The organism is Maribacter halichondriae (assembly GCF_027474825.1).
Lineage (GTDB): Bacteria > Bacteroidota > Bacteroidia > Flavobacteriales > Flavobacteriaceae > Meishania > Meishania halichondriae.
The window spans coordinates 1,387,240-1,412,068 of record NZ_CP107030.1; the positions used below are offsets into that span (position 1 = coordinate 1,387,240).

At 41.5% G+C, this 24,829-nt stretch carries 22 protein-coding genes and 5 pseudogenes; 14 read left to right on the top strand and 13 right to left on the bottom strand.

Annotated features, from left to right (window positions below; all coding sequences use genetic code 11):
* Positions 1-148 precede the first annotated feature (148 nt).
* The 3 genes from N8A86_RS06245 to N8A86_RS06255 all read left to right on the top strand — a co-directional run bounded on the left by N8A86_RS06245 (position 149) and on the right by N8A86_RS06255 (position 2,025).
* Complete coding sequence (locus N8A86_RS06245; protein ID WP_273568265.1) at positions 149-457, top strand: T9SS type A sorting domain-containing protein; 309 nt, start codon at positions 149-151, stop codon at positions 455-457.
* A gap of 174 nt (positions 458-631) precedes the next feature.
* Positions 632-955, top strand: a complete 324-nt coding sequence (locus N8A86_RS06250; protein WP_273568266.1) for a T9SS type A sorting domain-containing protein — start codon at positions 632-634, stop codon at positions 953-955.
* A gap of 92 nt (positions 956-1,047) precedes the next feature.
* Positions 1,048-2,025: a LuxE/PaaK family acyltransferase gene (locus N8A86_RS06255; protein ID WP_273568267.1), complete on the top strand. Its 978-nt coding sequence runs from the start codon at positions 1,048-1,050 to the stop codon at positions 2,023-2,025.
* Between the two features lie 9 nt (positions 2,026-2,034).
* On the opposite strand, the gene N8A86_RS06260 is transcribed toward N8A86_RS06255, so the two are convergent.
* From N8A86_RS06260 to tyrS, 3 genes are all read right to left on the bottom strand, one after another.
* Positions 2,035-2,406: a hypothetical protein gene (locus N8A86_RS06260; RefSeq protein WP_273568268.1), complete on the bottom strand. Its 372-nt coding sequence runs from the start codon at positions 2,404-2,406 to the stop codon at positions 2,035-2,037.
* 66 nt (positions 2,407-2,472) lie between these two features.
* Positions 2,473-3,120 carry a hypothetical protein gene (locus N8A86_RS06265; protein ID WP_273568269.1) on the bottom strand — a complete coding sequence of 216 codons (648 nt, stop codon included), beginning with the start codon at positions 3,118-3,120 and terminating at the stop codon, positions 2,473-2,475.
* Positions 3,121-3,129: 9 nt separating this feature from the next.
* Complete coding sequence (gene tyrS / locus N8A86_RS06270; protein ID WP_273569037.1) at positions 3,130-4,425, bottom strand: tyrosine--tRNA ligase; 1,296 nt, start codon at positions 4,423-4,425, stop codon at positions 3,130-3,132.
* Positions 4,426-4,631: 206 nt separating this feature from the next.
* Between tyrS and N8A86_RS21425 the strand changes: the two genes are divergently transcribed.
* Complete coding sequence (locus N8A86_RS21425) at positions 4,632-4,775, top strand: hypothetical protein (RefSeq protein ID WP_337251801.1); 144 nt, start codon at positions 4,632-4,634, stop codon at positions 4,773-4,775.
* A gap of 14 nt (positions 4,776-4,789) precedes the next feature.
* Positions 4,790-5,596 (top strand): SDR family oxidoreductase, encoded by an 807-nt coding sequence (locus tag N8A86_RS06275; protein WP_337251750.1) that lies wholly within the window; start codon positions 4,790-4,792, stop codon positions 5,594-5,596.
* On the opposite strand, the gene N8A86_RS06280 is transcribed toward N8A86_RS06275, so the two are convergent.
* The 3 genes and pseudogenes from N8A86_RS06280 to N8A86_RS06290 form a co-directional block, all read right to left on the bottom strand.
* Positions 5,571-6,017 carry a DUF4296 domain-containing protein gene (locus N8A86_RS06280; RefSeq protein ID WP_273568270.1) on the bottom strand — a complete coding sequence of 149 codons (447 nt, stop codon included), beginning with the start codon at positions 6,015-6,017 and terminating at the stop codon, positions 5,571-5,573. The genes N8A86_RS06275 and N8A86_RS06280 overlap by 26 nt on opposite strands.
* Positions 6,014-7,347: pseudogene (locus N8A86_RS06285) on the bottom strand (dihydroorotase). Before N8A86_RS06285 ends, N8A86_RS06280 begins: the two are co-directional and overlap by 4 nt.
* Before the next feature lie 2 nt (positions 7,348-7,349).
* Positions 7,350-8,078, bottom strand: a complete 729-nt coding sequence (locus tag N8A86_RS06290; protein WP_273568271.1) for a polyprenol monophosphomannose synthase — start codon at positions 8,076-8,078, stop codon at positions 7,350-7,352.
* Between the two features lie 187 nt (positions 8,079-8,265).
* Here N8A86_RS06290 and N8A86_RS06295 point away from each other — a divergent pair, with 187 nt between their 5' ends.
* The 3 genes and pseudogenes from N8A86_RS06295 (at position 8,266) to N8A86_RS06305 (ending at position 11,342) form a co-directional block, all read left to right on the top strand.
* Positions 8,266-9,933 (top strand): ArnT family glycosyltransferase, encoded by a 1,668-nt coding sequence (locus N8A86_RS06295; RefSeq protein WP_273568272.1) that lies wholly within the window; start codon positions 8,266-8,268, stop codon positions 9,931-9,933.
* Complete coding sequence (locus tag N8A86_RS06300) at positions 9,933-10,598, top strand: DUF4271 domain-containing protein (protein WP_273568273.1); 666 nt, start codon at positions 9,933-9,935, stop codon at positions 10,596-10,598. The genes N8A86_RS06295 and N8A86_RS06300 overlap by 1 nt, the downstream gene beginning before the upstream one ends.
* A pseudogene (locus tag N8A86_RS06305) lies at positions 10,595-11,342 on the top strand (uroporphyrinogen-III synthase). The gene N8A86_RS06300 and the pseudogene N8A86_RS06305 overlap by 4 nt, the downstream one beginning before the upstream one ends.
* 46 nt (positions 11,343-11,388) lie before the next feature.
* Here the strand turns inward: N8A86_RS06305 and pckA are convergent.
* A pseudogene (gene pckA / locus N8A86_RS06310) lies at positions 11,389-13,004 on the bottom strand (phosphoenolpyruvate carboxykinase (ATP)).
* Positions 13,005-13,072: 68 nt separating this feature from the next.
* Positions 13,073-13,459, bottom strand: coding sequence for a DUF423 domain-containing protein (locus N8A86_RS06315; RefSeq protein WP_273568274.1), 387 nt, complete (start codon positions 13,457-13,459; stop codon positions 13,073-13,075).
* 83 nt (positions 13,460-13,542) lie between these two features.
* Here N8A86_RS06315 and N8A86_RS06320 point away from each other — a divergent pair, with 83 nt between their 5' ends.
* Together N8A86_RS06320 and N8A86_RS06325 are read left to right on the top strand one after the other, a co-directional pair.
* The gene (locus N8A86_RS06320) at positions 13,543-14,916 is read left to right on the top strand and encodes a saccharopine dehydrogenase family protein (RefSeq protein ID WP_273568275.1); all 1,374 of its coding nucleotides are present in this window, start codon (positions 13,543-13,545) and stop codon (positions 14,914-14,916) included.
* 95 nt (positions 14,917-15,011) lie between these two features.
* Positions 15,012-15,482, top strand: a complete 471-nt coding sequence (locus N8A86_RS06325; protein WP_273568276.1) for an Lrp/AsnC ligand binding domain-containing protein — start codon at positions 15,012-15,014, stop codon at positions 15,480-15,482.
* 1 nt (position 15,483) lies between these two features.
* Here N8A86_RS06325 and N8A86_RS06330 read toward each other — a convergent pair whose 3' ends face one another.
* From N8A86_RS06330 to N8A86_RS21975, 5 genes and pseudogenes are all read right to left on the bottom strand, one after another.
* Positions 15,484-15,924 carry a GNAT family N-acetyltransferase gene (locus N8A86_RS06330; protein ID WP_273568277.1) on the bottom strand — a complete coding sequence of 147 codons (441 nt, stop codon included), beginning with the start codon at positions 15,922-15,924 and terminating at the stop codon, positions 15,484-15,486.
* A gap of 81 nt (positions 15,925-16,005) precedes the next feature.
* Positions 16,006-16,704: a zinc metallopeptidase gene (locus tag N8A86_RS06335; protein WP_273568278.1), complete on the bottom strand. Its 699-nt coding sequence runs from the start codon at positions 16,702-16,704 to the stop codon at positions 16,006-16,008.
* Between the two features lie 124 nt (positions 16,705-16,828).
* On the bottom strand, positions 16,829-17,929 hold the full coding sequence (gene ald / locus N8A86_RS06340) for an alanine dehydrogenase (protein WP_273568279.1): 1,101 nt from the start codon (positions 17,927-17,929) through the stop codon (positions 16,829-16,831).
* Positions 17,930-18,077: 148 nt separating this feature from the next.
* Positions 18,078-18,332 (bottom strand): SemiSWEET family sugar transporter, encoded by a 255-nt coding sequence (locus N8A86_RS06345; RefSeq protein WP_273568280.1) that lies wholly within the window; start codon positions 18,330-18,332, stop codon positions 18,078-18,080.
* A 126-nt stretch (positions 18,333-18,458) separates the two neighbouring features.
* A pseudogene (locus tag N8A86_RS21975) lies at positions 18,459-21,960 on the bottom strand (leucine--tRNA ligase).
* Between the two features lie 125 nt (positions 21,961-22,085).
* On the opposite strand from N8A86_RS21975, the gene N8A86_RS06360 reads away from it, so the two are divergent.
* From N8A86_RS06360 to truB, 4 genes and pseudogenes are all read left to right on the top strand, one after another.
* Positions 22,086-22,964 (top strand): cell division protein FtsX, encoded by an 879-nt coding sequence (locus N8A86_RS06360; protein ID WP_273568282.1) that lies wholly within the window; start codon positions 22,086-22,088, stop codon positions 22,962-22,964.
* Positions 22,965-22,973: 9 nt separating this feature from the next.
* Entirely contained in the window at positions 22,974-23,243 is a 270-nt protein-coding gene (locus N8A86_RS06365; protein ID WP_273568283.1) for a DUF3098 domain-containing protein, read from the top strand.
* Positions 23,244-24,044, top strand: a complete 801-nt coding sequence (locus N8A86_RS06370; RefSeq protein ID WP_273568284.1) for an undecaprenyl-diphosphate phosphatase — start codon at positions 23,244-23,246, stop codon at positions 24,042-24,044.
* A 28-nt stretch (positions 24,045-24,072) separates the two neighbouring features.
* Positions 24,073-24,790, top strand: a pseudogene (truB, locus tag N8A86_RS06375) (tRNA pseudouridine(55) synthase TruB).
* Positions 24,791-24,829 lie beyond the last annotated feature (39 nt).

Consider the following 24,829-nt stretch of genomic DNA (forward strand, 5'->3'; position numbering starts at 1 on the left):
GAATAATTGGATCGATATGAATCAATAATACAGAGTTTTGCAAAAAATTGTGCATTTCATCGAATAATTGCCATATTACTTGGACGGCTGGGGCATATAGAAACAAGAATTATTATATTCGTGGTATGTTTTTTGTTGACAATACCATATGAAGCACCTTTACCTCGTCATTTTCTTTCTTTTTATCGCAGCCAGCTACGGACAAGATTCGAAGCCCAATAGCGATATTGACGGGTTTAAGCTCTATCCAAACCCTGTCACTACGGGTAAAGTATATATTCAAACTGCAGCTGATGCACCCAAAAAGGTGTTGATTTTTGATGTTTTGGGGACCCAAGTGCTAGAAACGACCATTCTTGGGTCAGAACTGAATGTTTCCGATTTAGATGCGGGTGTATATGTACTTCGTGTCTTTGAAAAAGACAAGGTCGCTACCAGAAAGCTCATTATCAAGTAGCTTGGCCCTCATTCTGCCTTTACCGTGAAATTTTCTTTCGATGATTTACATCAAATATCGACGAACTGTCTTTCGAATTTCCTTTTACATACATTTGGTCGAATTTCACAACATTTTTAAGGTGTAAGTAATCCCTTTCACTATCTTTATACCGTTGATCCCAAATCAATACCTATGCGAATAATCTACACTGCACTGTTTATGGTGTTTTCCTTTGCCCTTTCGGCGCAAGAACCTATGGATTTTCAGAACCAAAGAAGCGATGAGATATCCGAGTTCAAATTATACCCCAATCCGGCATATGATGAAGTGGTCTACATGACCAGCAAAGAGAACGGAATTAAAAATATTGTGGTATACGATGTTTTTGGAGAAGTTGTACTTACCGATAGAATTTCGGACAAGACCCTCAACATTTCACGTTTGGTACCGGGCGTTTACGTACTACAAGTTGCCGAAGGTAAAAAGACAATAACACGAAAACTGGTTGTGAAATAATAACGCCGTCATACTAAAACTATTGACCCTTTATTTTTAAAGGGGTCTTTTTTTGCCCATACCTATCGTCGCCAATGCCTAACTTTGACATAATGAATGTCAATAGTATTTTTTCGATACGCACTAAAAACGAATTCCGTGTACTTGCCTTGGAAGTCTTTGATTATCAGTACAAAAACAATTCGCTGTATCGATCCTTTTGTGATCAGTTGGGCAGAACCAGTAATTCAGTGGTCTCCCTTGAGGAGATTCCGTTTCTGCCCATTGAATTTTTCAAATCAAAAAAGATAGTGACAGAAGACGCCAAGCACCAGATTGTTTTCAGCAGCAGCGGTACCACCGGAAATAACACTAGTAAACATTTTGTAAAAGACGTTGAAGTCTACAAAAGAAGCTACCGAACCTGTTTTGAAAATTTCTACGGACCTATCGCCGACTACTGCATTTTAGGACTACTCCCCTCCTATTTGGAACGCGAAGGTTCATCTTTAATTTATATGATGGATGATCTAATCGAACAAAGTGGACATGTTGAAAGTGGTTTTTATCTGGACGAGATGGATGCTTTAATAACTACTTTGATGCGCTTGGATGCCTCGGGAAAGAAAGTGCTCTTAGTAGGTGTTTCTTTTGCTTTATTGGACCTAATCGAAAAAACCAAATTCCATTTAAAGCACACGATCATCATGGAAACCGGAGGCATGAAAGGACGGCGAAAAGAACTGATACGGAACGAACTTCATCAACAATTAAAACAGGGGTTCGGGGTAGGCAAAATTCATTCCGAGTACGGTATGACCGAGCTTCTATCGCAAGCCTATTCAAAAGGTAACGGAATTTTCGAATGCCCGCCATGGATGAAAATACTGATTCGCGATACCGAAGATCCATTATCATATACCCCGACCGGTAAAACGGGTGGCATGAACATTATAGACCTTGCCAACATCAACTCATGTTCGTTTATTGCCACGCAAGATCTAGGAAAAATGTATGAAGATGGAAGTTTTGAAGTATTGGGCCGTTTCGACCATTCCGATGTTCGGGGTTGTAATTTGATGGTGCTCTAGGTCAACATATCATTCTTTACGCCAAATATCGCCATTATCTTCTCTTACCAATGTAGCAGAGTCCCTTATGATAAAAATTGGCTTAAAACTAGAGGTCGGCGGGCCTTCCATGGAAATAAAATCTTGCCCTTGACTGTAGGTAAATCGGTAAACAATATCACCGCCGCCATATAAGATATCCACCTCTGAACTATTCAAAAACTCCAACCATTCGATACAATTAATTTCCGGGTTTTCTTGGTTATCACAATCCAGAATCTGATGTGTAAACCTCCCTTGTAATTCAATTTGGGGCTGAATACAGCATGCTGTACTTTCACAGGATATTAAATTCAACAGAATCATGACAAGAAGTGAAATGATGTAGACCGACTTTCCCATAGTTTAGTACTTTACCTAAAGATTCAAAAAAGATAATAAGGTTGCGCAATGAGCAAGAAAAGTGATTCAGAACAACGGTCGCAATACATCAATTAACCCGGCGTCATAAGGATGCGCACTAGATAGCAATAGCTCACCCGCAGTGTACTCAACTCCATAAACCTTCATCTTTGCTTTTTTATTGATCCCCATTTCAATTAAATACGCTACAATTTCAGGAAGGTTCAACGGTACTTTTTGCCGCCAGAGTTCAACCCCATTACTTGCCGCATAGTGCAATAATGTAGCGCGGTGGCCATAGTACGATTTCTTATTGACCAAGCCCTTGTTCTTCGAAATCCTATTTTTGACTATTTCCATATTACCTGCGAGCATATCGTTTACCGTATATTCGAACTCGAGGTTATAGGCGTTGTCCATATGCATCACTTCGGTCCACCTTCGAAATCCGTATTCATTCGCGATGGTCTGTTTGCAATCTTCTTCGGTCAAACCGAAGGAGGCCAATATGGTCGTGCTCTTGCCCAAATGTGACCAGTGATAGTTGCTGATTTCACTTAAAACGGCTTTGTTTTCGGCTTGAACCCCTGCCCACATTCTAGAGGCCAAGGCACTTAGATGATCTTTGATAGCCGAATAATCTTCTATATTAATCAGTAGGTCGCCATAAAACCGCTCAAGTTCAACCAGTATTCTATGTTTATAGACCTCCATAATTTTATATCACCTTACAACCAGAACGAAGTAGTTCTTTTTTCCCCGTTGCAGAAGTACAAATTTTTCGTTTATCAAATCTGATTTGGAAATCAGGTAATCTTCATTGACTTTCTCTTTGTTCACTGAAATGGAATTCTGTTTCAGTTCTCGCCTCGCTTCGCTGTTCGAGCCTAAAAAACCTGTTTTATCGGCGAGAGCACCTATCATATCCAAACCCTTTTCCAAAACAGACTTTGAGATTTCGGATTGTGGTACGCCATCGAAAACATCGAGAAAAGTCTTTTCATCCAATCCTTTTAGATCTGCGGAAGTTGACTTTCCGAAAAGAATGTTACTCGCGCGCAGCGCATTGTCCAAATCGGCTTGCGAATGCACCATGACGGTAATTTCCTCTGCCAAACGTTTTTGAAGTGTTCGAAGATGAGGGGCCGTTTGATGCTCTTGTATTAAACTTTCGATTTCCTGTTTTGTCAAAAAGGTGAAAATCTTAATGTATTTTTCGGCATCCTCATCCGAAGTGTTCAACCAATATTGATAGAATTTGTACGGTGAGGTGAGATTGGCATCCAGCCAGACATTACCACTCTCGGTCTTCCCGAACTTTGTGCCGTCGGCCTTTGTAATCAGAGGGCATGTTAAAGCATAACCCTTTCCACCCCCGATTCGGCGAATCAGTTCGGTGCCTGTGGTAATATTTCCCCATTGGTCGCTACCACCAATTTGTAAAGTACAATTATGGTTCTGGTACAAATAAAGAAAGTCATAGCCTTGCACCAATTGATACGTAAACTCGGTAAACGACATCCCCTCTTTCGCTTCTGCAGATAAGCGTTTTTTTACGGAATCTTTGGCCATCATATAGTTGACCGTAATGTGCTTTCCAACATCCCTTATGAAATCAAGAAATGAAAAATCTTTCATCCAATCATAATTGTTGACCAGAACTGCGACGTTTGCCAATTCGTTCCCAAAATCCAAAAATCGTGAAAGCTGTTCTTTTAAGGCCTCTTGATTGTGACGTAATGTGGTTTCATCGAGCAGGTTGCGCTCTGCCGATTTACCGCTAGGATCCCCAATCATTCCCGTTGCACCGCCTACCAATATAAACGGTTTATGGCCTGCTAATTGAAAATGTCGCAACATCATCACGGCGACCAAATGACCGATATGTAAGGAGTCCGCAGTGGGATCGATTCCCAAATAAGCTGACTGCATTCCGGTCATGAGATGTTCTTCGGTTCCGGGCATTGCGTCGTGCAACATTCCTCTCCATTTTAATTCTTCTACAAAATTTGTGGCCATCTTTTCCCTTAGAGTTACAATCAGCTGCAAATATAAAGGAAATAGGGCACCTTCTTCCTTTGAGAAAATGAAAAAAAGTAGCGTTCCAGCCATAGAAATACATCATCTAAATAAACCCATAGGAACATTAATTCACATACAATCCCTACATTTATCACATGGTTTTGGTCACTGGGGGCACGGGTTTGGTAGGCACGCATTTACTCATGCGTTTGCTACAGAAAAATATTTCGGTAAGATCCCTATTCCGGGAGAGAAGCAATCTTGAACATGTAAAAAAAATCTTCGGCTACTACACTTCGAACCCCTCGAACTGTTCGAAAAAATCGATTGGGTTAAAGCGGACCTGAACAATATTCCCGATTTGGAAACTGCTTTTGAGGGTGTCAATAAGGTATTTCATTGTGCCGCCCTGATTTCTTTTAATCCCGGTGATTACAACATTTTAAAAAAGACAAACATCGAAGGCACGGCCAATATCGTAAATCTCTGCATTTCAAAAAACATTGAAAAATTGTGTTATGTCAGTACGATAGGTACTATTGGTAGAAGCTTGGATGGTTCATCGGCCAATGAAGAAACCGAATGGACCGATCAAGATGTCAACGTGTACGCCCTAACCAAATACAGGGCTGAAATGGAAGTTTGGCGCGGATCTCAAGAGGGACTGGAAACCGTAATCATTAATCCGGGAGTGATATTGGGGCCTGGTTTTTGGGGCACAGGCAGCGGGGCTTTTTTTACGACCGCCCAAAAAGGGTATTCATACTACCCGCCTGGCGGCACAGGTTTTGTGACCGTCCACGATGTAGTAACGATTATGACCGACTTAATGGATTCGACCCTAAAGAACGAGCGTTATATTGTCGTTGCAGAAAACCTGAAATTCAAAAAAACACTTGACATGATTGCAAAGCCTCTTGGAAAGCGAATACCAAATAAGGAATTAAAATACTGGCAATTGCAAATAGGAAGGTTTTTTGATTGGATTTTCGATCTATTTACCGATAAAGGCCGAAGCATTACCAAAAATACGATTACCTCATTGTATCAAAGAGATGCCTACGATAATTCAAAGATCAAAAAGGCACTGAACTTTACATTTTCGCCCCTAGAACCTACAATTCAACTTTGTTGCGAAAAATTTAAGGAAGAGAGTCCCCCATCCTGACCTTTGTCTTGACCTTGGTTGAGTCCTTCAGTTTCCTTTTCGCTTCCATCTCAATGCGAAGAAGACTATCACTGACTGCTTTTGCGTCTTCAAGTTCTTGCTTCTTTTCCGTCAATCGCAATTCGACAGCCGTATAAATTGACTCGTATTCAGAAGGAAGCGATGCATAATATCTGTCGCTGGCCACAAACGAAACACTATCTATTCCATGTTTTTTGAACACAAAGGCCGTAGGGTCTATTTCGTTATCCCGAATTATGGTAACATTTGAATTCTTTGCGGAATTGGCTATAGCCATATCGGACAACACTTCGATCATCTTTTCTTTGGGTATAATGTTTTCAGGAGCTTCCATCAGTTTTTCTCCACATGAAGCAATCATGATCGATATAAGAATGAACAGCAGTTTTCGTATCATCATCTATCAAAAGTTAAACGCTCGGCGTTGCGTGTTTCGGAGAATTTACCATTTTCATACGCCAAATGACCATTGACAAAAGTGTGCGAAATTTTGGATTTAAAAGCGTATCCCTCAAAAGGAGACCATCCACATTTGTATGCGATATTTTCTTTGGATACGTTCCATGTATTGTTCAAATCGACTACGGCCAAGTCGGCAAAATGGCCTTCGCGTATGAAACCACGTTTTTTTATTTGGAATAATTTGGCCGGGTTGTGGCACATTTTCTCCACGATTTTTTCCAAGGATATTGTTCCGTCATGATACTTTTCCAACATGGCCGGAAGCGCATGTTGTACCAAAGGTCCACCCGACGGAGCCTTGGTATATACGTTGTCTTTTTCATTGAGTAAATGGGGTGCGTGATCTGTGGCCACCACATCGATACGATCGTCTAGCAACGCTTCCCATAATTTTGAACGGTCTTCGGCCGTTTTCACTGCCGGGTTCCATTTAATTAAAGTTCCCTTGGTATCATAATCGATATCGGAAAACCAAAGATGGTGAATGCACACCTCGGCAGTAATTTTTTTCTGTTCTAAAGGAATGTCATTTCGGAAAAGTTCGGTTTCTTTTCCTGTGGAGAGATGAAAGACATGCAGTCGTGCGCTTGTTTTTTTGCTAAAGCTATCGCTTTCGAAGAGGAAAGGTAACAAGCCTCTTCGCTACGTATCAACGGATGATATTTAACCGGAATGTCATCACCATATTGCTCTTTGTAATGGGCCAAATTTCTTCTAATGGTTCCTTCGTCTTCGCAATGCGCGGAAATGACCATCTCGGTACTCTCAAAAATCTTTTCGAGCACCGCCTCATCATCGACCAACATGTTCCCCGTTGAGGATCCTAAAAAAAGTTTAATCCCAGAACAGGCATTTTTATCCAGGCGTTTTAGTTCTTCAAGATTGTCATTTGTACCTCCGAACAAAAATGAATAGTTGGCGTACGATGCACTTTTTGCCAAACTGAATTTCGCTTCCAGTTTTTCTATAGTAGTGGTCTGCGGATTGGTATTGGGTTGTTCCATATAGGTGGTAATACCCCCTGCTATGGCGGCCCTGCTCTCTGTGGCAATAGTGCCCTTATGCGTAAGGCCGGGTTCCCTAAAATGGACTTGATCATCGATGATACCGGGCAGAACATGATTTCCGGAAACATCAATAAGGGTAGCATTTGGGTCGCTGATGTCTTTATCCATCCTTACAATAACCTCGTTTTCCAACAGCAAGTCACCTTCGAAAATTCGGTTTTCATTTACGATAACGGCATTTTTTAATAACGTTTTCCCCATAGCTAAAACCGCTCTTTATTAAACATACTGCGTAATTTCATTTTTAACACCCCAAAAATGGCCTCATTGATAATCGATGAACTCATTTTAGATTTTCCTTTCACCCGATCCCGAAAAATTATCGAAACTTCTTCGATCTTATAGTTGCGAAGATAGGCCCTGAACTTCATCTCTATCTGAAAGGCATAGCCTACAAAACGAATGGAATCTAGTTTGATGTTCTCCAATACTTCCCTTTTGTAACATACGAACCCCGCCGTGGGGTCATGAACCCGCATACCGGTTATCATTTTTACGTATAACGACGCCCCATATGACAGTAGCACCCTATACAAAGGCCAGTTTACCACATTGACCCCTTTTTTATAACGGGATCCAATGACCACATCGGCACCGTTCAGACAGGCCCTATAAAGTCGGGGCAGGTCGGTCGGGTTGTGAGAGAAATCGGCATCCATCTCAAAAATGTAATCGTACTTTCGGGCAATGGCCCATTTGAAACCATGAATATAGGCCGTACCCAAGCCCGATTTTTCTTTTCGCGTCTCTAAAAAAAGTCGATGCGGAAACTCGTTCTGCAAACGAACCACCGCGGCAGACGTACCATCTGGTGAGTTATCATCGACAATCAACACATCAAAATCGGTCGATAGATCAAAAACCGCTTTTATGATAGCCTCGATATTCTCTATCTCGTTGAAGGTGGGAATAATGACTAGGCGATTCGGCATTGACTTTTTGGTATACGGACAAAAATAGTGTTTTAAACGCTGTCCGAAAATGACATAATCGGTTTTATCGTTTTTTTAGAATACGCAGTAACCATCATAATTTGTAATTTTGAACTTACATCCACCTAATGAATCTTGGCACTTTAAACAGTGCCCGGACAATAATAGGGATATAGATATCAACTTAATGCTACAGAAACTCCCTAAGTCTTTTCTTTACTTATTAGGTATAGTATTCTTTGTCAATTTGCTCCAGGCCCATTTTACGGAACTGATTTTTGATGAAGCCTATTACTGGTATTATGCCAAAGATTTGGCATGGGGTTATTTCGACCACCCGCCAATGGTAGCGTTGCTCATCAAGATAAGCAGTTTCTTTTTTGATGGTGAATTGGGGGTCCGGTTTATGAGTTGTATTATATCGGCTGGTACTTATATGGTTCTTTGGGCCATGATAGATGCGGAGAAAAATAAGGAATACGTCGTTCATTTTTTTATTTTGACCTTCTCGATGACCTTGCTCAATGCCTATGGCTTCTTGACCTTGCCAGATACCCCCTTATTGTTCTTTACCGCCCTTTTTCTTCTGATCTACAAAAAGTTCATCAAAACGCCTTCTTTCGTTACGGCACTTCTCTTGGGCGTGGTAATGGCCGCTTTGATGTATAGTAAGTACCACGCGGTATTGGTCATATTGTTTGTTTTGTTGTCGAACTTGAAACTCTTGATCAACAAATATGCGTGGTTAGCAGCGATAATGGCCCTACTTTGCTATACGCCACATTTTCTCTGGCTTTATGAGCACGATTTTGTGTCGTTCAGATATCATTTATATGAACGGCCGAATGCCGCCTATGATTTTAGCAAATATACCTTGAGCTTTTTATTAAATCTCGTCGCCATTTTCGGTTTGACCTTCCCATGGATCTACAAATCATTGTTCAAGACAATGGCTTTCGACCTTTTTACCAAGGCATTGCTCTATTTGGCCTATGGAGTGCTAATTTTCTTTTTTATCTCAAGTTTTAACCGACGGGTTCAGGCACAATGGATTATTGTGATTTCAATTCCGTTGGTGGTCTTGGTATTCAATTATATGCTAAAGGAAGAAAGTACTCGAAAATGGGTTTTTAGGACCGGTATCGCCACCATTGCCGTATTATTTTTTTTACGAATCGGCCTAATTTACGAACACCTGTTTCCAATTTATTATGAAACCCATGGGAATAAACATTGGGTAGCTAAGGTCGAGGCACTTGCAGAAAATAATCCTGTAGTCTTTGAAAACTCGTATCGGTTTGCACCGATGTACGAATTCTATTCAGGAAAACCCGCCATTTCATTGAACAATGTGCACTATCGCAAAAACCAATACTCGATAGACAGTTCGGAGTTTACGGTTCAGCATAAAAAAGTACTATATGTTTCACAGAACATTTTCGAACGCAAATTGTCGTATTCACGAACCAATGGAGAAATATTCTATGCCAAGTTCATAGAAAATTTTGAGTCGTATCGAAAGCTAACCTGTATTTTGGAAAAAGAGGAGGTTGAAAATCCTTATGGAAAAACACTAAATCTTAAAATTTTTAATCCTTACGATAGCGATATTGCACTTGAGAGGATAAAATTCGGGGCGGCTTTTCTCAATGCACATAAAGAATTACGTGATATTCAACGTATAGCCGAAATACGGCCCGAATCAAATATTTTGGCGTTAAAATCAAATGATACAACACTTTTTACGTTTAAACTTCCAAAACCTGAAATGGAAGACCCAAAATATTTCAGGTTAGGAATATCTGAAAACGGATTGCCCTATGGACTTAATGGTGCAAACATCAAAATAGAATAATGGAACCAACCCTTCGAACCATAGAAAGTATCGATTGGATTACGATTCTAATCTTCGGTAGTCTTTTGTTCATAGTTGTTGCCAAAGGTCTTTTCTATAATCGCTTTTTAAACTTCATCATTCTGCCTTTCAATAATAAGTACATCTTTATGTACAACAAAAAGGAGAAATTGGCGAATTGGTTTCATAGTTTCTTCAGTATTTTTCAGATTGTCAACTTTTCGCTTTTCATTTATTTTATTTGGACAGTTTTCGGAGAGCCTTTGAACGACTCGAATATCGTAATGTTTCCAATCATTTTAGGCGGTTTGATAGCATTTCTACTCGTAAAGGTCTTTCTGCAACTTAGCAACGGATTCATTTTCGGGGCGAACCGTGACATAAGTGAAATTATTTTTAAGAAGCTATCATACCTGAACCATAGTGGGCTCATTATGCTATTGGCCAATATCATGCTTGCCTATGTCTTGAAAGACTCGAAACTTGTGATTTATGTAGCTTTTTTCCTGATTCTTTTGGTAAACGGAATTGGTTGGGTCAACGTGTTGCGGAATCATCAAAAATTCATCACCAACAACTTTTTCTATTTTATTTTGTACCTTTGCGCACTTGAAATTTCACCGCTTATTATAATAGGCAGCTATCTTAAACAGTTGGGTATATGAAGGTTAAGACGATTTTAGTATCACAACCGGAACCGAAAATGGAGAATTCCCCTTATTCAAAACTTATTGATAAGGCCAAGGTCAAGGTTGATTTTCGTCCTTTTATCCACGTAGAGGGAGTTGACGCGAAATCGGTACGTCAACAAAAAATAGACCTCAACAATTACACAGCGATAATTCTTACTAGCAGAAATGCGGTAGACCACTATTTCAGAATTGCGGAAGAAATGCGCTTCAAGGTACCCGACTCCATGAAATATTTTTGTCAGTCGGAAGCCGTGGCCTATTACCTTCAGAAATACGTGGTTTATAGAAAACGTAAGATTTACGTAGGTAAAATGAACTTTGCCGACCTAGCCGCTCTATTTAAAAAGTATAAGGACGAGAAATTTCTTTTGCCCTCTTCCGATTCCCTTAAAAGTATTGTACCCGAAACCTTGAACAAAATCGGAATCGACTGGACACGCGGTATTTTCTATAAAACGGTAATCAGTGACCTGTCGAGATCTTCGCAATGTTTACTACGATGTGCTTGTTTTCTTCAGTCCTTCGGGCATTGAGTCACTTTTGAAGAATTTTCCGGATTTTGAGCAGAACGATACCCGTATCGCAGTTTTCGGAAATTCTACAGTAAAAGCCGCCACCGATGCAGGACTACGTATCGATATTCAGGCTCCGACCCCGGAGACACCTTCCATGACTATGGCGCTCCAGAAGTATATTATCGAGGCCAACAAAAAATAATATCATAAAAGATTAAACAAAAAACCTTCCTTTCGGAGGGTTTTTTTTAGTACGCATAACGCTGCGGCCCGCCTCGGCGTATTTCTTCACTGGCAAAGGCTTCGAACTTTTTAAAGTTCTCCCTAAAGGCATTTGATAGTTTAAATGCCGTTTTATAATAGGCCTCATCATTATTCCAGGTAGTACGTGGACTAAGCACATCGGTCGGAACACCAGGGCATTCCCTAGGCTGTGCAACTCCAAATACCGAATGAATATGGTAGTTGTCATAGGAATAAAGTCCGAGGTCGCCGTTTAGTACCGCATTGATCATGGCCCGGGTATATTTAAGTTTCATACGGGTTCCAACGCCATATGGCCCCCCGTCCAGCCTGTATTTACAAGCCAAACGTTGACACCCGCATCCTGCATTTTCTTGCTTAACATTTCTGCATATTTCGCCGGGTGCAAAGGCATAAAGGGTGCTCCAAAACAGGCCGAGAAAGAAGGTACGGGCTCTATCACACCAGCTTCCGTACCGGCTACCTTGGCCGTATAACCAGAAATAAAATGGTATGCGGCCTGACTCGGTGTCAATTTTGAAATAGGGGGCAAAACACCAAAGGCATCCGCAGTTAAAAAGAATATATTTTTTGGGTTCTTTCCGATAGAAGGCCGTTGCACATTATCTATATGATAGATTGGATAGCTTACCCTTGTATTCTGGGTAATGGAGGTGTCGGCAAAATCTACCTCCCTATGGCCATCCATAATTACATTTTCAAGCAATGCTCCCTTTTTAATGGCCGCGAAAATCTCGGGCTCATTTTCTTCGGATAGGTTGATGACCTTTGCATAGCATCCGCCCTCAAAGTTAAAAACGGCGTTCTCGTTGTTCCAACCGTGTTCATCGTCGCCTATCAATTTTCTGGAAGCATCCGTGGACAGGGTAGTTTTTCCAGTTCCCGACAATCCAAAAAATATGGCTGTGCTTCCATCTTTTCCAACATTCGCCGAACAATGCATAGGCAAGGTTTTCTTGTAGACCGGAAGAATAAAATTCAAGGCGGAAAATATTCCTTTTTTAATTTCCCCGGTATATCCCGTTCCTCCAATAAGTGCAATCTTTTTCTTGAAATTCAAGATAGCGAAATTGTGTTGGCGTGTGCCGTCAATCTTCGCATCGGCCATAAAACCAGGTGCGTTGACCACAGTCCATTCAGGGTCAAAATTTTTAAGCTCTTCATTTGTTGGACGGATGAACATATTATAAGCGAACATATTCGACCAAGGATATTCATTGATTACCCTAATATTCATACGGTAATTGGCATCGGCACAGGCATAACAATCGCGAACGTACAATTCTTTTTGGTTCAAATAGGAGATGACCTTATCATAGAGCGCATCGAACTTTTCGGGATTGAACGGAATATTGATGTTGCCCCACCACACTTTATCTTCAGTGTTTTCATCCTTTACGATAAAACGGTCCATCGGTGATCTTCCGGTGAATTCTCCCGTGTTCACTGCCAATGCTCCAGAGGATGCTTCTTCGCCCATATTTTTTTCCAGTGTAATCGCATGCAATTTTGAAGGTGACAACTGATATTGCACATTATCGTGTTCAATTCCGTACGATTTAAGCGAGATTGTTTTGTTCGTTTTTTTCGAATTGTTCATTCAAAAGCGTTTTTAAGTATGCAAAATTATTATAAATTTAATTTAAGCCTACTGATTTTGAGGATTTATTAGTCAAAAGACTTAAAACTACGGTAGCCCAACAGTGTCCAACTTAACACAAGGAGTACACCGCCAATTGGAGTAATAAATCCGATGCTTTTAAAATCGAAACCAGTCAGACTATTGGTCGCGAGAAAATAGATGGAAAAAGAAAATAACACTACGCCGAAAATCGTCAAGTAAAAAATGGCTTTTTTGTACTGTTCAGATACGAATTTTAGATTGGCCAAGACCAGCAGGAAAAGGGCATGGTACATTTGATAGCGTACCCCGGTCTCAAATGTGGCAATGGCATCGGAATCGACAAGTTTTTCTAATCCATGAGCCCCAAAAGCACCTAGAATAATGGCAAGGACACCTAATAAAATACCTATCAGAAAAATTGTTCTGTTCATAACTTAATGCGCTCCTTTTTTTATAAATGTAACAATTTGATACCTTAGTCAATCGTTATATCAAAAGTAAATAATAACAAAGAATGCGAAAAATACTCGTTCTAGGTGCCGGAAAATCAACTTCCTATTTGTTGGATTATTTTCTGGAAAAGGCCGAAACCGAAAAACTACACTTGACGATTGGGGATATTAATCCCGAAGCCATTCCGGAAAACATCAAATCGCATACTTCGTGTACCGTACTACAGCTTGATATTTTTAAGGAAGAGGAACGCAAAAAAGCGATTCAAAATGTCGATATCGTGGTCTCCATGCTTCCGGCCCGATTTCATATCGAGGTTGCCAAAGACTGTATTGCATTCGAAAAGCATCTCGTTACCGCATCCTATATCAGTGAAGAAATCAAGGCACTGGACGATGCGGCAAAATCAAAAGGACTCATCTTTATGAACGAAATCGGATTGGACCCCGGAATCGACCATATGAGCGCCATGCAGATTATAGACCGTATTCGTGCCAAGGGCGGGAAAATGTTATTGTTCGAGTCGTTTACCGGAGGGCTTGTCGCCCCAGAAAGCGATACCAATCTTTGGAACTATAAATTCACATGGAACCCCAGAAACGTTGTTCTTGCTGGTCAAGGCGGTGCCGCAAAGTTTTTTCAAGAGGGCACCTATAAATATATTCCCTACCACAAACTGTTTCGACGCACAGAGTTCTTCAATATCGAGGGTTATGGCCGTTTTGAGGGCTATGCCAATCGAGATTCATTAAACTATCGAGAAGCCTACGGACTGCAAGATGTTCTTACCTTGTACCGAGGCACCATGCGCCGTGTCGGATTCTCAAAGGCATGGAACATGTTCGTACAGCTTGGTATGACCGACGATACCTATACCATTGAAAATTCCGAAGGCATGACCTATCGGGAATTCGTCAATTTATTCCTGCCCTACTCGCCGACCGACTCCGTGGAACTAAAATTGAGACATTATTTAAAAATCGAGCAAGACGATATCATGTGGGAAAAGCTGGTCGAGCTTAATATTTTCACTTCAGAAAAGACCATTCCATTAAAAAATGCCACCCCTGCACAAATGCTACAGTATATTCTTGAGGATAGTTGGACACTGAGCGATGACGATAAGGATATGATCGTTATGTACCACAAATTCGGCTATGAATTAAATGGGGAAAATCATCAGGTCGATGCCAATATGGTGGTCATCGGGCGAAACCGAACGCATACCGCAATGGCGAAGACCGTTGGACTCCCTGTTGCCATTGCTACACTGTTGATTTTAAATGAAAAAATCAAAAACCCGGGGGTACAAATTCCTATTTCGAAAGAGGTCTACGAGCCCATACTTAAAGAACTTGAAAGCTTAGGTATTGTTTTCAAGGAATATGAGGTGCCTTACTTAGGTTACAATCCTGATTCCGTGGCGGATAAATAGTTGGAAAAATCCTTCTTCAATACTAATTTGCATTTTCCATACGTTATCTTTTATAATTAACTTTCTATTTTAACCATCAAAATGAAATGTAAATTATGAAATTGGCTAACGATAAAATCAAGATAGACGGTATCGACAAGAAAATCCTAAGGTTCTTGATGGAAGATGCCCGAAAGCCAGTACTCGAAATCGCAAGAAGTATCGGCATCTCCGGTGCTGCCATTCACCAAAGGCTCAGAAAATTAGAAGCTTCTAAACTTCTAGCGGGCTCAAAATTCGTTATCAACCCCAAGATTATGGGTTATACGACCATGGCCTATATCGGTATTTATCTCGATAAGGCAATGAGCAATCCGGTAGCGGTAAAACAGTTAGAGAAAATTCCCGAAGTTTTGGAATGCCATTATACCACCGGCAATTGGTCCATCCTCATTAAAGTTCTTTGCAGGGATAATGAACACCTTATGCAGGTACTCAATAAAGAAATTCAACAAATCGAAGGGGTTTCACGAACGGAGACTTTTATCTCTTTGGCACAACAAATCGATAGACAGATAACTATCTAGGCTATCCATCTTCATTATTAAACTCAAATAGCAAGAAAGGTTCCTCGTCTAGCTCCGCTCCGGCGGCTAGATAACACTTTTGAGCTGTTATATTTGATTTTTCGGTGCCGACCCATGCGTAAACACATCCTAACTTTTTAGCATATTCCCAAAGATATTTGACCAATTTCCGACCAATTCCTTGGTTTTGAAAACTTTCGACTACCCCAACTTCATTGATAAATAGCTCTGGATCCTTATCAGGATGCACATAGTGAAATCCGGAAGCCATTCCTACAACCTCGCTTCCATAGAATGCCAACACAAGATGATGTCTACCATCCTCAAGGAATTCCGTCGCGCGGTGGGGTTTTACAGGATGGTCGAAAAGATTATCTCCTACCGTGACCAAAGCCGGTAAATCTTCAATGACCGCCAACCGTATTTCAATATTCTCTATCATCTTCTTCTTTTGGTTACAAAAGATAAAAAAACCTGTCCAATTATAATTGGACAGGTTCTATATAATAGAATATTTTTACTGTTAATCCCTTCCGCCGAAAACCTGCAATCCAAAATAAATCAAAGTAGCTAACGAACCGATTGCAGCTACTAAATAGGTGCGCGCGGCCCACTTCAGCGCATCTTCAGAACCTTTGTATTCTTGTTGGGTCACCATGTTCTTTGCCTTTAACCAAGCTAAGGCACGATTGCTCGCGTCATACTCTACAGGTAAGGTCACAAAACTGAACAAGGTTGCAAATGCCATCATTCCGAGACCAATAACGGCAATCCAATAGCCAAGGCCCACCCCTGCAGCGGCACCTAGCATCAGTCCCCCGAAAACGACCCACATCGAAATACCCGAGGTCACGCTAACCACCGGCACCAATTTTGAGCGCATGGTCAACCATTCATAGGCCTGCGCATGTTGCACGGCATGCCCACATTCATGTGCCGCTACAGCAGCAGCAGCAGCATTTCGCTGATTGTAGACACCTTCACTTAAGTTCACTGTTTTATTTTTTGGATTATAATGATCGGACAACATTCCCGGCGTGGAAACTACTTTTACGTCACGAATACCATGGTCCGCCAGCATTTTTTCCGCGATTTCGGCACCGCTCATGCCATTTTGCAAATGTACTTTCGAGTATTTAGCAAACTTGCTTTTTAGCTTGCCGCTTACCAACATGCTTATCAGGCCTATGCCGCCGATTAATATCCAATATCCCATTCCCATAGTAAATCCTTTTTTAGTTTAATTAAAGATAATAAAGATTCCCGTCTTCACAGGAATGACAAAGCTTAAAAAGCAAAAACCCCGCCATTTTAGACAAGGTTCGATTTACTGACAAAATGTACTTTTATACCATCGCGGTTTCCCAACCGAAGGCCTCGCTGATTTCCTTGTAAACGACTGCTCCCTCTACAATGTTCAACCCTTTTTGAAGTGATAGGTCGAATGCGCAGGCTTCTTTCCACCCCTTATTGGCCAATTTCAGTACATAGGGCAGCGTAACATTGGTCAACGCCATTGTCGAAGTATAGGGTACCGCCCCGGGCATATTGGCAACGGAGTAATGTACGACGTCATCAATAATATAAATTGGATCTTCATGTGTGGTGGGTCTTGTCGTTTCAACACAACCCCCTTGATCCACGGCCACATCAACGATAACCGTACCCGGACGCATCTCTTTTAACATATCGCGTGTAATCAGATTGGGTGCTTTTGCCCCTTTCAACAAAACCCCACCGATAATCAAATCGTGGTTTTTGATGTGCTTTCTAATGTTAAATTCGTTCGAAAATTCGGTAACCACATGCGGCGGCATCACATCGTTGACATAACGCAAGCGCTTCATATTAATGTCCAAAATCGTAACATGGGCGCCAAGGCCCGCTGCCATTTTAGCAGCTTGAATACCGACAACACCGGCGCCAAGCACTAAAACCTTTCCAGGAGCCACTCCGGGAACTCCCCCCAACAAAACGCCACGACCTTTTACGGGTTTCTCCAAATACTTTGCGCCCTGCTGTATTGCCATGCGTCCGGCGACCTCGGACATTGGGGTCAAAAGTGGCAAAGTGCCTTCTTCATCCTCTACGGTTTCGTAAGCGATACATATGGACTCGCTTTCGATCATCGCTTTTGTCAGCGGTTCGCTCGACGCAAAATGGAAATAGGTAAAAACAACCTGATTTTTCTGTACTAAAGGATATTCTTCCGCAATCGGCTCTTTGACCTTTACGATCATCTCACTGATCGCATACACCTGACCGATAGTGTCCAATATGACGGCTCCTACTTTTCTGTAGTCGTCGTCAAAAAATCCACTGCCTTCTCCTGCTTTGGATTGCACATACACAGTATGTTTGTTCTTTACTAATTCATAGACTCCCGCAGGGGTCATACCGACTCGACTTTCATTGTTTTTGATTTCTTTTGGGACACCGATTATCATATTGTTATAGATTTTTGTTTATGTTGTCAAAATTGTGACAATTAAAACAAATATGAAAATATAATCGATAAAAATAGGGGTGTCTAGGTCAAAATAATCCTATTTAAAGACTATTACCCCCATTTTTTTGGGGGGTTATGCTCAAAATTTATTTATATTTTAATTTTAGTGCAACAACACTCAAGACCAAAATCAAAGTAATACCATTGGCTAAAATGACCGGAAGGCTTTCAATGGCAAACCCGTAGATAAGCCAAAGCAATAGCCCGAGGGACAATAACAAATACATGTTCAATGAAATATCCTTGGTCGATTTATCTTTCCAGATTTTAAGGACTTGAGGGATGAAGCCTGATGTAGTTATTGTGGCGGCGACTAGGCCGAGAATTTCTGTGTTTTCCATGGTTGGTTGTTATTGCGAGCGTAGCGCGGCAATCTGTTGAAGCATTTCAAAATGTTTCAACAGATTGCTTCGTCGCCTTAGCCATTTCGTAAAAATTAAACCTATTGTTGGCTCCTCGCAATGATATCAACCGACAATATTCACGATCTTCCCAGGAACAACGATAACCTTTTTAGGCTCACGCCCCTGCAATTGTTGCTGGGTCTTTTCGTTGGCCATCACGGCGGACTCTATTTCTTCTTTGGATAAATCTAAAGGAAGTTCCATCGTAAAGCGCATTTTACCATTAAAGGAAATCGGATACTCCTTGCTGCTTTCCACCAAATATTTCGCCTCGAATTTCGGGAAGGGAATTTCTGAAATAGAACCGGAATGCCCCAATTTCTCCCAAAGTTCTTCGGCGATATGTGGCGCGTACGGTGAGACCAAAATGGCCAACGGCTCCAAAATCGCTCGACTGTGACATTTTTGAGCCGTCAGTTCGTTCACACAGATCATAAAAGTGGAGACCGAGGTGTTGAAACTAAAATTCTCGATATCTTCTTCGACTTTTTTGATGGTTTTGTGAAGGGTTTTCAGGTTTTCAGGGGATGGCTCACTCGGACGGACCTCCCCTGGCCCCCTCCCGAGGAGGGGGTGTCGCTTATATAAAAACTACCATTAGAACCAGAATGATAAAGTTTCCAGAGTTTTTTTAGGAAACTGTGAACACCTGTGATACCGGCCGTATTCCAAGGTTTTGATTGCTCCAAAGGGCCCAAGAACATTTCGTACATGCGAAGGCTATCAGCACCATATTCTTTAACAATATCATCAGGGTTGACGACGTTGTATTTGGATTTGGACATTTTTTCGACTTCAGAATGAACTTTAAAAGCATCTTTTTCTTTGATAAATTCCGTATCCGAATATTCTGGCCTCCATTTTAGAAAACCTTCAATATCAAGTTCATTCGAAGTATTAACAAGGCTGACATCGGCATGAATTGGAAAAATAGAGAAACTGATAAAATTTCCTCTAGCGTTGATCTTATCTTCGTTCTTATAAATTATGTCTAAATATTTTTTGTTGAGGTAAAGAATTTTGGACTTAATTAGTTCATTTACTTCTGAGGCTTTTAGTCCAAGATAATTCTTCTTATTTCTAAAAAGCGAAATGAATTTTTCGGAAACAAAAAAAGCTTCTTCGAACAAATTTGTTATTGTCGTGGAGTTTCCATTTCTAATATTAATTGTTGGTACTATTCGGAAAACAAAAGCACTAGTCCCCGTAATCATGCCCTGATTGATCAATTTTTTGGCAAACTCATCTTTGGGTACCAAGCCTTTGTCGAACATAAACTTTTGCCAGAAACGGCTGTAGAGCAAATGCCCTGTGGCGTGTTCGCTACCGCCGATATAAAGGTCAACATCTTGCCAATAGTTGATGGCCTCTTGCGAAAAGATTTCTTCATCGTTATGCGGATCCATGTAGCGGTTGAAGTATTGTGAACTACCGGCCCAACCGGGCATGGTGTTTAACTCAAGGGGGACACCACTTTATTATCTATCAACGAACAACTAACAACCATCAACTTTTCAGTATCCCAGGCCCATTCCGTGGCATTGCCCAAAGGTGGTTCGCCCGTTTCGGTAGGTAAGTATTTTTCAACCTCGGGGAGTTTGATCGGTAAATGTTCTTCGGCAATCATTTGTGGCATTCCGTCAGCATCATAATATACCGGAAAGGGTTCGCCCCAATAGCGTTGTCGACTGAAAACAGCATCGCGTAAGCGATAATTGATTTTACCTTTTCCTTGCCCTATTTTTTCAAGTTCGTCGATGGCCTTACGAACCGCTTTTTTGTACGGAAGTCCGTTCAGGAAATCGGAATTCGCAATGACCGTATTCTGTTTATCCTCAAACGCTTCCTCAGAAATATCGACGCCCTCGAAAATATTCGGGATGGGAATATTGAAATGTTTCGCAAAATCATAGTCGCGCTGGTCGCCGCAAGGCACCGACATCACAGCACCTGTTCCGTAACCCGCCAACACATAATCCCCAATCCAAATCGGAATCGGTTCTTTTGTGAATGGGTGTTCGGCATAGGCGCCGGTAAAGGCACCTGTAATGGTTTTCACATCGGCCATTCGGTCGCGCTCGGAGCGTTTGGCAGAGGCTTCTACGTACGCCTCGACCTGAGTCTTTTGTTCTGGAGTAGTTATTTCTGAAACCAATTCGTGTTCGGGCGCCAAGGTCATAAAACTGGCACCGAAGATGGTGTCAGGGCGGGTTGTGAAGACTGATATTTTGTGCTCACTCTTACGGACCTCCCCCTGGCCCCCTCCCAAGGAGGGGGAATTTAATTTCGCCTCTATTTTAGAAATTACCTTTTCAATATCATGGAGCACTTCTTCATTCGAAAAGCGGATTACCTTATACCCTTTTTTCTGTTCTAGAATCAATTGTCGTTCGGAATCCTTGTCCAGTTGATGTTCATGGATTTCGCCGTCAACTTCGATAATCAGTTCTTTTTCAAGACATACAAAATCGACGATATACTCCGAAATCGGATGTTGCCTTCTAAATTTGGAATTCAAACTTCTTTTACGCAGGGCTTGCCATAATTTCTTTTCGGCAGGAGTTGGATTTTTTCGCATTTCCTTAGCCCTCTCCAACAAGATTCCATAAATATCGGAATCGCTTGTCACATATTTCGGAGCAGTCCCTCCTCCTTGGGAGGGGGCTAGGGGGAGGTCCGTCTGAGTAAGCACCCGAAACTCCACCTCCGCACCTTCCGATCGTCCTATCCAATTCGTCTGCGAATCTTTCAATGGCTGGGGCCAATCGATCTTGTCCAAACCGTCGAGCAGGCGTTGGGCATAAGCTGAAATGCGCATCATCCATTGCGTCATCTTTTTCCGGATGACCGGGTGGCCGCCGCGTTCCGATACTCCGTTTACGATTTCATCATTCGCCAAGACCGTACCCAGTGCGGGACACCAATTGACGTCGGCCTCCGCGAGATAGGTCAATCGGTATTTTAATAGGATTTCTTGTTGTTGCTTGGAAGAAAATGCACCCCAATCCGCTGCTGAAAATTCAGGAGTATCATCATCGCAGACCGCATTTACGTTCGTGTTCCCTTCCTTTTCAAAAATGGAAATCAAATCTTCGATGGCTTCCGCTTTGTCTGAAATGTTTTTATACCAAGAATTAAAAAGTTGGATAAAGATCCATTGCGTCCACTTGTAATATTTCGGGTCGGAAGTACGTACTTCACGGCTCCAATCGAATGAAAAGCCGAGTTGATCCAATTGCCGGCGATAGGTCTTGATATTTTCTTCCGTAGTTATCGCCGGATGCTGTCCGGTCTGTATCGCATATTGTTCGGCGGGTAGCCCGAAAGAATCATATCCTTGCGGATGTAAGACATTGAAACCCTTGTGCCTCTTATAACGTGCATAAATATCACTTGCGATATACCCTAAAGGGTGACCGACGTGCAATCCGGCACCAGAGGGATAGGGAAACATATCAAGCACGTAAAACTTGGGTTTGTCGGAATCATTTTCCGCCCTGAACGTTTCGTTTTTGGCCCAATAATTTTGCCACTTTTCCTCAATTCCGTTGAAATCGTAACTCATAGATTGTTTGATGTGCAGACCCCAAAGGTCTGGAACGCCTTTGGGGTCTTATTCGCAAGCGCGACAAAAATAAGTTTATTCGATTTACTTTCCTAAATTTACATCCGCATAGCTGATACTGTCCCATGAGCAAATCTTTTGAACGTTACCAAAAACGCAAGCTGATATCTTCCTATTTCTCGGTAGTGCTGAGCATCGGATTGGTACTTTTCTTGTTAGGTATTCTAGGGCTTTTGGTTCTCAATACCAAAAAAATGGCCGACCACTTTAAGGAACAGATCACCATTTCCCTTTTCTTAAAGGATACGGCCAAGGAGGTCGAAATCGACCAACTGCAAAAAAGTCTGGCTATGGCCGAATACACAAAGTTGGCTACCTATGTCTCTAAGGAAGAGGCCGCCGAAAAGCACAGCGAAGAAATCGGGGAGAATTTTTTGGAATTTCTTGGGTATAATCCGCTAAAAAATTCCATCGACGTACAATTGAACGCCGATTTTGTCTCAGAAGAGAAGATAGAAGAAATTGCTGCGGAACTTTCAAAAAAAGATTATGTTGACGAGATTAGCTATGACAAGCCTTTGGTCGGTCTGTTGACCGAAAACGTCAAAAAGATAAGTTTTTGGATCTTGGTCGCCAGCGCCATATTTACCTTTATCGCGGTGTTGTTGATCAATAGTTCGATTCGATTATCCATTTATTCAAAACGATTTATCATCAAGACGATGCAAATGGTGGGTGCCACGAAGACCTTTATTAGAAGGCCATTTATCTGGACGAATATTAAACTGGGTATGCTCGGTGCCCTAATTGCCATGCTGGCCTTGGCAGGTACGCTCTATTATATAAACGATACCTTCCCCGAGCTTCAGTTATTTAAAGACACATCAATGCTCATCATTCTTTTTGTAGGTGTATTTGTGCTAGGCGCCCTAATTTCATTGGTCAGCACCTATTTTGCGACACAACGCTTCTTAAATTTGAGAACGGACGAATTATATTATTAAATTTGCACTATGGGCAAAAAGGAAAGAAAAAATAATGATCAGATGGTGACCCAAGAATTTATCTTCCAGAAGAAGAACTATATGTTCATGTTTATCGGAATTGCCTTTATTGTTTTAGGCTTTATTTTGATGAGCGGCGGAGGTAGCGATGACCCCAATATTTTTAATGAGGATATCTACAACTTTCGAAGAATTCGCCTCGCGCCTACTTTGGTGCTGATCGGTCTTGGTATAGAGGTCTATGCCATTTTGTTGAATCCGCATAAGAAGAAGGATTAATTGGATACATTAGACGCCATTATCTTGGGCATTGTACAGGGGTTGACGGAATTTCTTCCGGTATCATCCAGTGGACATCTAGAATTAGGCAAGGCTATTTTAGGGGATAATTCCGTTCCCGAAGAAAGTCTACTTTTTACCGTAGTCCTACACTTTGCGACCGCCTTGAGCACCTTGGTCGTTTTTCGGAAGGATGTCTGGGAAATCATACGTGGACTCTTAAGTTTCAAATGGAACGAAGAAACCCAGTTTTCACTAAAAATTATTGTTTCGATGTTACCCGCCGTTGTGGTCGGATTATTTTTTGAAGAGCAACTGGAAGCATTTTTCGGGGGGGATATCAGATTCGTAGGATTCATGTTGCTGATTACCGCGGTACTTCTCTATTTTGCGGATAAGGCAAAGGATACCGATAAAAAAGTAAGTTTTAAGAACGCCTTTATCGTGGGTGTTTCGCAGGCAATAGCCATGTTGCCGGGAATATCTCGAAGTGGTGCCACGATTTCAACATCGGTGCTTTTGGGGGTGGACAAAACCAAGGCTGCGCGATTTTCATTTTTGATGGTCGTTCCGCTGATTTTTGGAAAAATTGGCAAAGATCTTATGAGCGGAGAACTGAACTTTGATGGCGAAAACAACGTTGCTATGGGGGCAGGTTTTATCGCTGCCTTTATTGCCGGACTGGCCGCATGTACTTGGATGATTCAACTAGTCAAGAAAAGTAAATTGACCTATTTCGCGGTATACTGTCTGATTGTCGGTTTGATTGCCATCGGATATAGCTTTTGGGCCGCTTCGTAGATCATGAAAAAGTCTTTAAAATTTTCGAATGGATACCAGAACCAAAGAAGACTTCCTAAACGGCCAACTACTCCTAATTGACAAACCCCTAGGTTGGTCTTCTTTTCAAGCGGTGAATAAATTGAAATGGGCCATCCGCAAGAAATTTTCCCTAAAAAAATAAAAATTGGTCACGCAGGCACATTGGACCCACTGGCCACCGGACTCCTGCTTATCTGCACGGGAAAGTTCACGAAGAAAATTCCCGAACTTCAAGGCCAAGTCAAGGAATATACGGGCACGATTGCGTTAGGAGCCACGACCCCTTCTTATGATCTGGAGACCGAAGTGAATCATACCTTTCCTATAAAACATATTGACGAGACGAGTATCCAAGAGGCCGCAAAAAGTTTTATTGGAGAAATCGACCAAAGGCCCCCTGTCTTTTCCGCATTGAAAAAAGATGGTAAAAGACTCTACGAATATGCCCGCGCCGGAAAAGAGGTAGAAATCAAAAAAGAAAGATTACTATTTTTGAATTCGAAATTATTCAAGTTAAACTGCCAGAAGTGGAATTTAGGGTGATGTGTAGTAAAGGCACCTATATTCGATCTTTGGCACACGATTTGGGGCAAGTTTTAGAAAGTGGCGGATATTTATCCCGATTGCGAAGAACCAAAATAGGAGATTTTAACGTAGATATAGCCGTTGACCCTATTGCTTTCAGTACGAGTTTACTCGATAAAAATAGCGATTCACAACAATAGCAAAGGGGTAATATTCCGTTTAACGAATAATTCAAATAT

Excerpts from the sequence above, each read along its gene's own strand:
- N8A86_RS06290 (WP_273568271.1), bottom strand. The coding sequence starts at position 8,078 with ATGCCGAATCGCCTAGTCATTATTCCCACCTTCAACGAGATAGAGAAT.
- N8A86_RS06330 (WP_273568277.1), bottom strand. The coding sequence starts at position 15,924 with ATGATAGAGAATATTGAAATACGGTTGGCGGTCATTGAAGATTTACCG.
- N8A86_RS06250 (WP_273568266.1), top strand. The coding sequence starts at position 632 with ATGCGAATAATCTACACTGCACTGTTTATGGTGTTTTCCTTTGCCCTT.
- tyrS (WP_273569037.1), bottom strand. The coding sequence starts at position 4,425 with ATGGCCACAAATTTTGTAGAAGAATTAAAATGGAGAGGAATGTTGCAC.
- N8A86_RS06300 (WP_273568273.1), top strand. The coding sequence starts at position 9,933 with ATGGAACCAACCCTTCGAACCATAGAAAGTATCGATTGGATTACGATT.
- N8A86_RS06315 (WP_273568274.1), bottom strand. The coding sequence starts at position 13,459 with ATGAACAGAACAATTTTTCTGATAGGTATTTTATTAGGTGTCCTTGCC.
- N8A86_RS06365 (WP_273568283.1), top strand. The coding sequence starts at position 22,974 with ATGGGCAAAAAGGAAAGAAAAAATAATGATCAGATGGTGACCCAAGAA.
- N8A86_RS06260 (WP_273568268.1), bottom strand. The coding sequence starts at position 2,406 with ATGGGAAAGTCGGTCTACATCATTTCACTTCTTGTCATGATTCTGTTG.
- N8A86_RS06295 (WP_273568272.1), top strand. The coding sequence starts at position 8,266 with ATGCTACAGAAACTCCCTAAGTCTTTTCTTTACTTATTAGGTATAGTA.
- N8A86_RS06265 (WP_273568269.1), bottom strand. The coding sequence starts at position 3,120 with ATGGAGGTCTATAAACATAGAATACTGGTTGAACTTGAGCGGTTTTAT.
- N8A86_RS06255 (WP_273568267.1), top strand. The coding sequence starts at position 1,048 with ATGAATGTCAATAGTATTTTTTCGATACGCACTAAAAACGAATTCCGT.
- N8A86_RS06325 (WP_273568276.1), top strand. The coding sequence starts at position 15,012 with ATGAAATTGGCTAACGATAAAATCAAGATAGACGGTATCGACAAGAAA.
- N8A86_RS06245 (WP_273568265.1), top strand. The coding sequence starts at position 149 with ATGAAGCACCTTTACCTCGTCATTTTCTTTCTTTTTATCGCAGCCAGC.
- N8A86_RS06360 (WP_273568282.1), top strand. The coding sequence starts at position 22,086 with ATGAGCAAATCTTTTGAACGTTACCAAAAACGCAAGCTGATATCTTCC.
- ald (WP_273568279.1), bottom strand. The coding sequence starts at position 17,929 with ATGATAATCGGTGTCCCAAAAGAAATCAAAAACAATGAAAGTCGAGTC.
- N8A86_RS21425 (WP_337251801.1), top strand. The coding sequence starts at position 4,632 with ATGCGTTTGCTACAGAAAAATATTTCGGTAAGATCCCTATTCCGGGAG.
- N8A86_RS06335 (WP_273568278.1), bottom strand. The coding sequence starts at position 16,704 with ATGGGAATGGGATATTGGATATTAATCGGCGGCATAGGCCTGATAAGC.
- N8A86_RS06280 (WP_273568270.1), bottom strand. The coding sequence starts at position 6,017 with ATGATGATACGAAAACTGCTGTTCATTCTTATATCGATCATGATTGCT.
- N8A86_RS06320 (WP_273568275.1), top strand. The coding sequence starts at position 13,543 with ATGCGAAAAATACTCGTTCTAGGTGCCGGAAAATCAACTTCCTATTTG.
- N8A86_RS06345 (WP_273568280.1), bottom strand. The coding sequence starts at position 18,332 with ATGGAAAACACAGAAATTCTCGGCCTAGTCGCCGCCACAATAACTACA.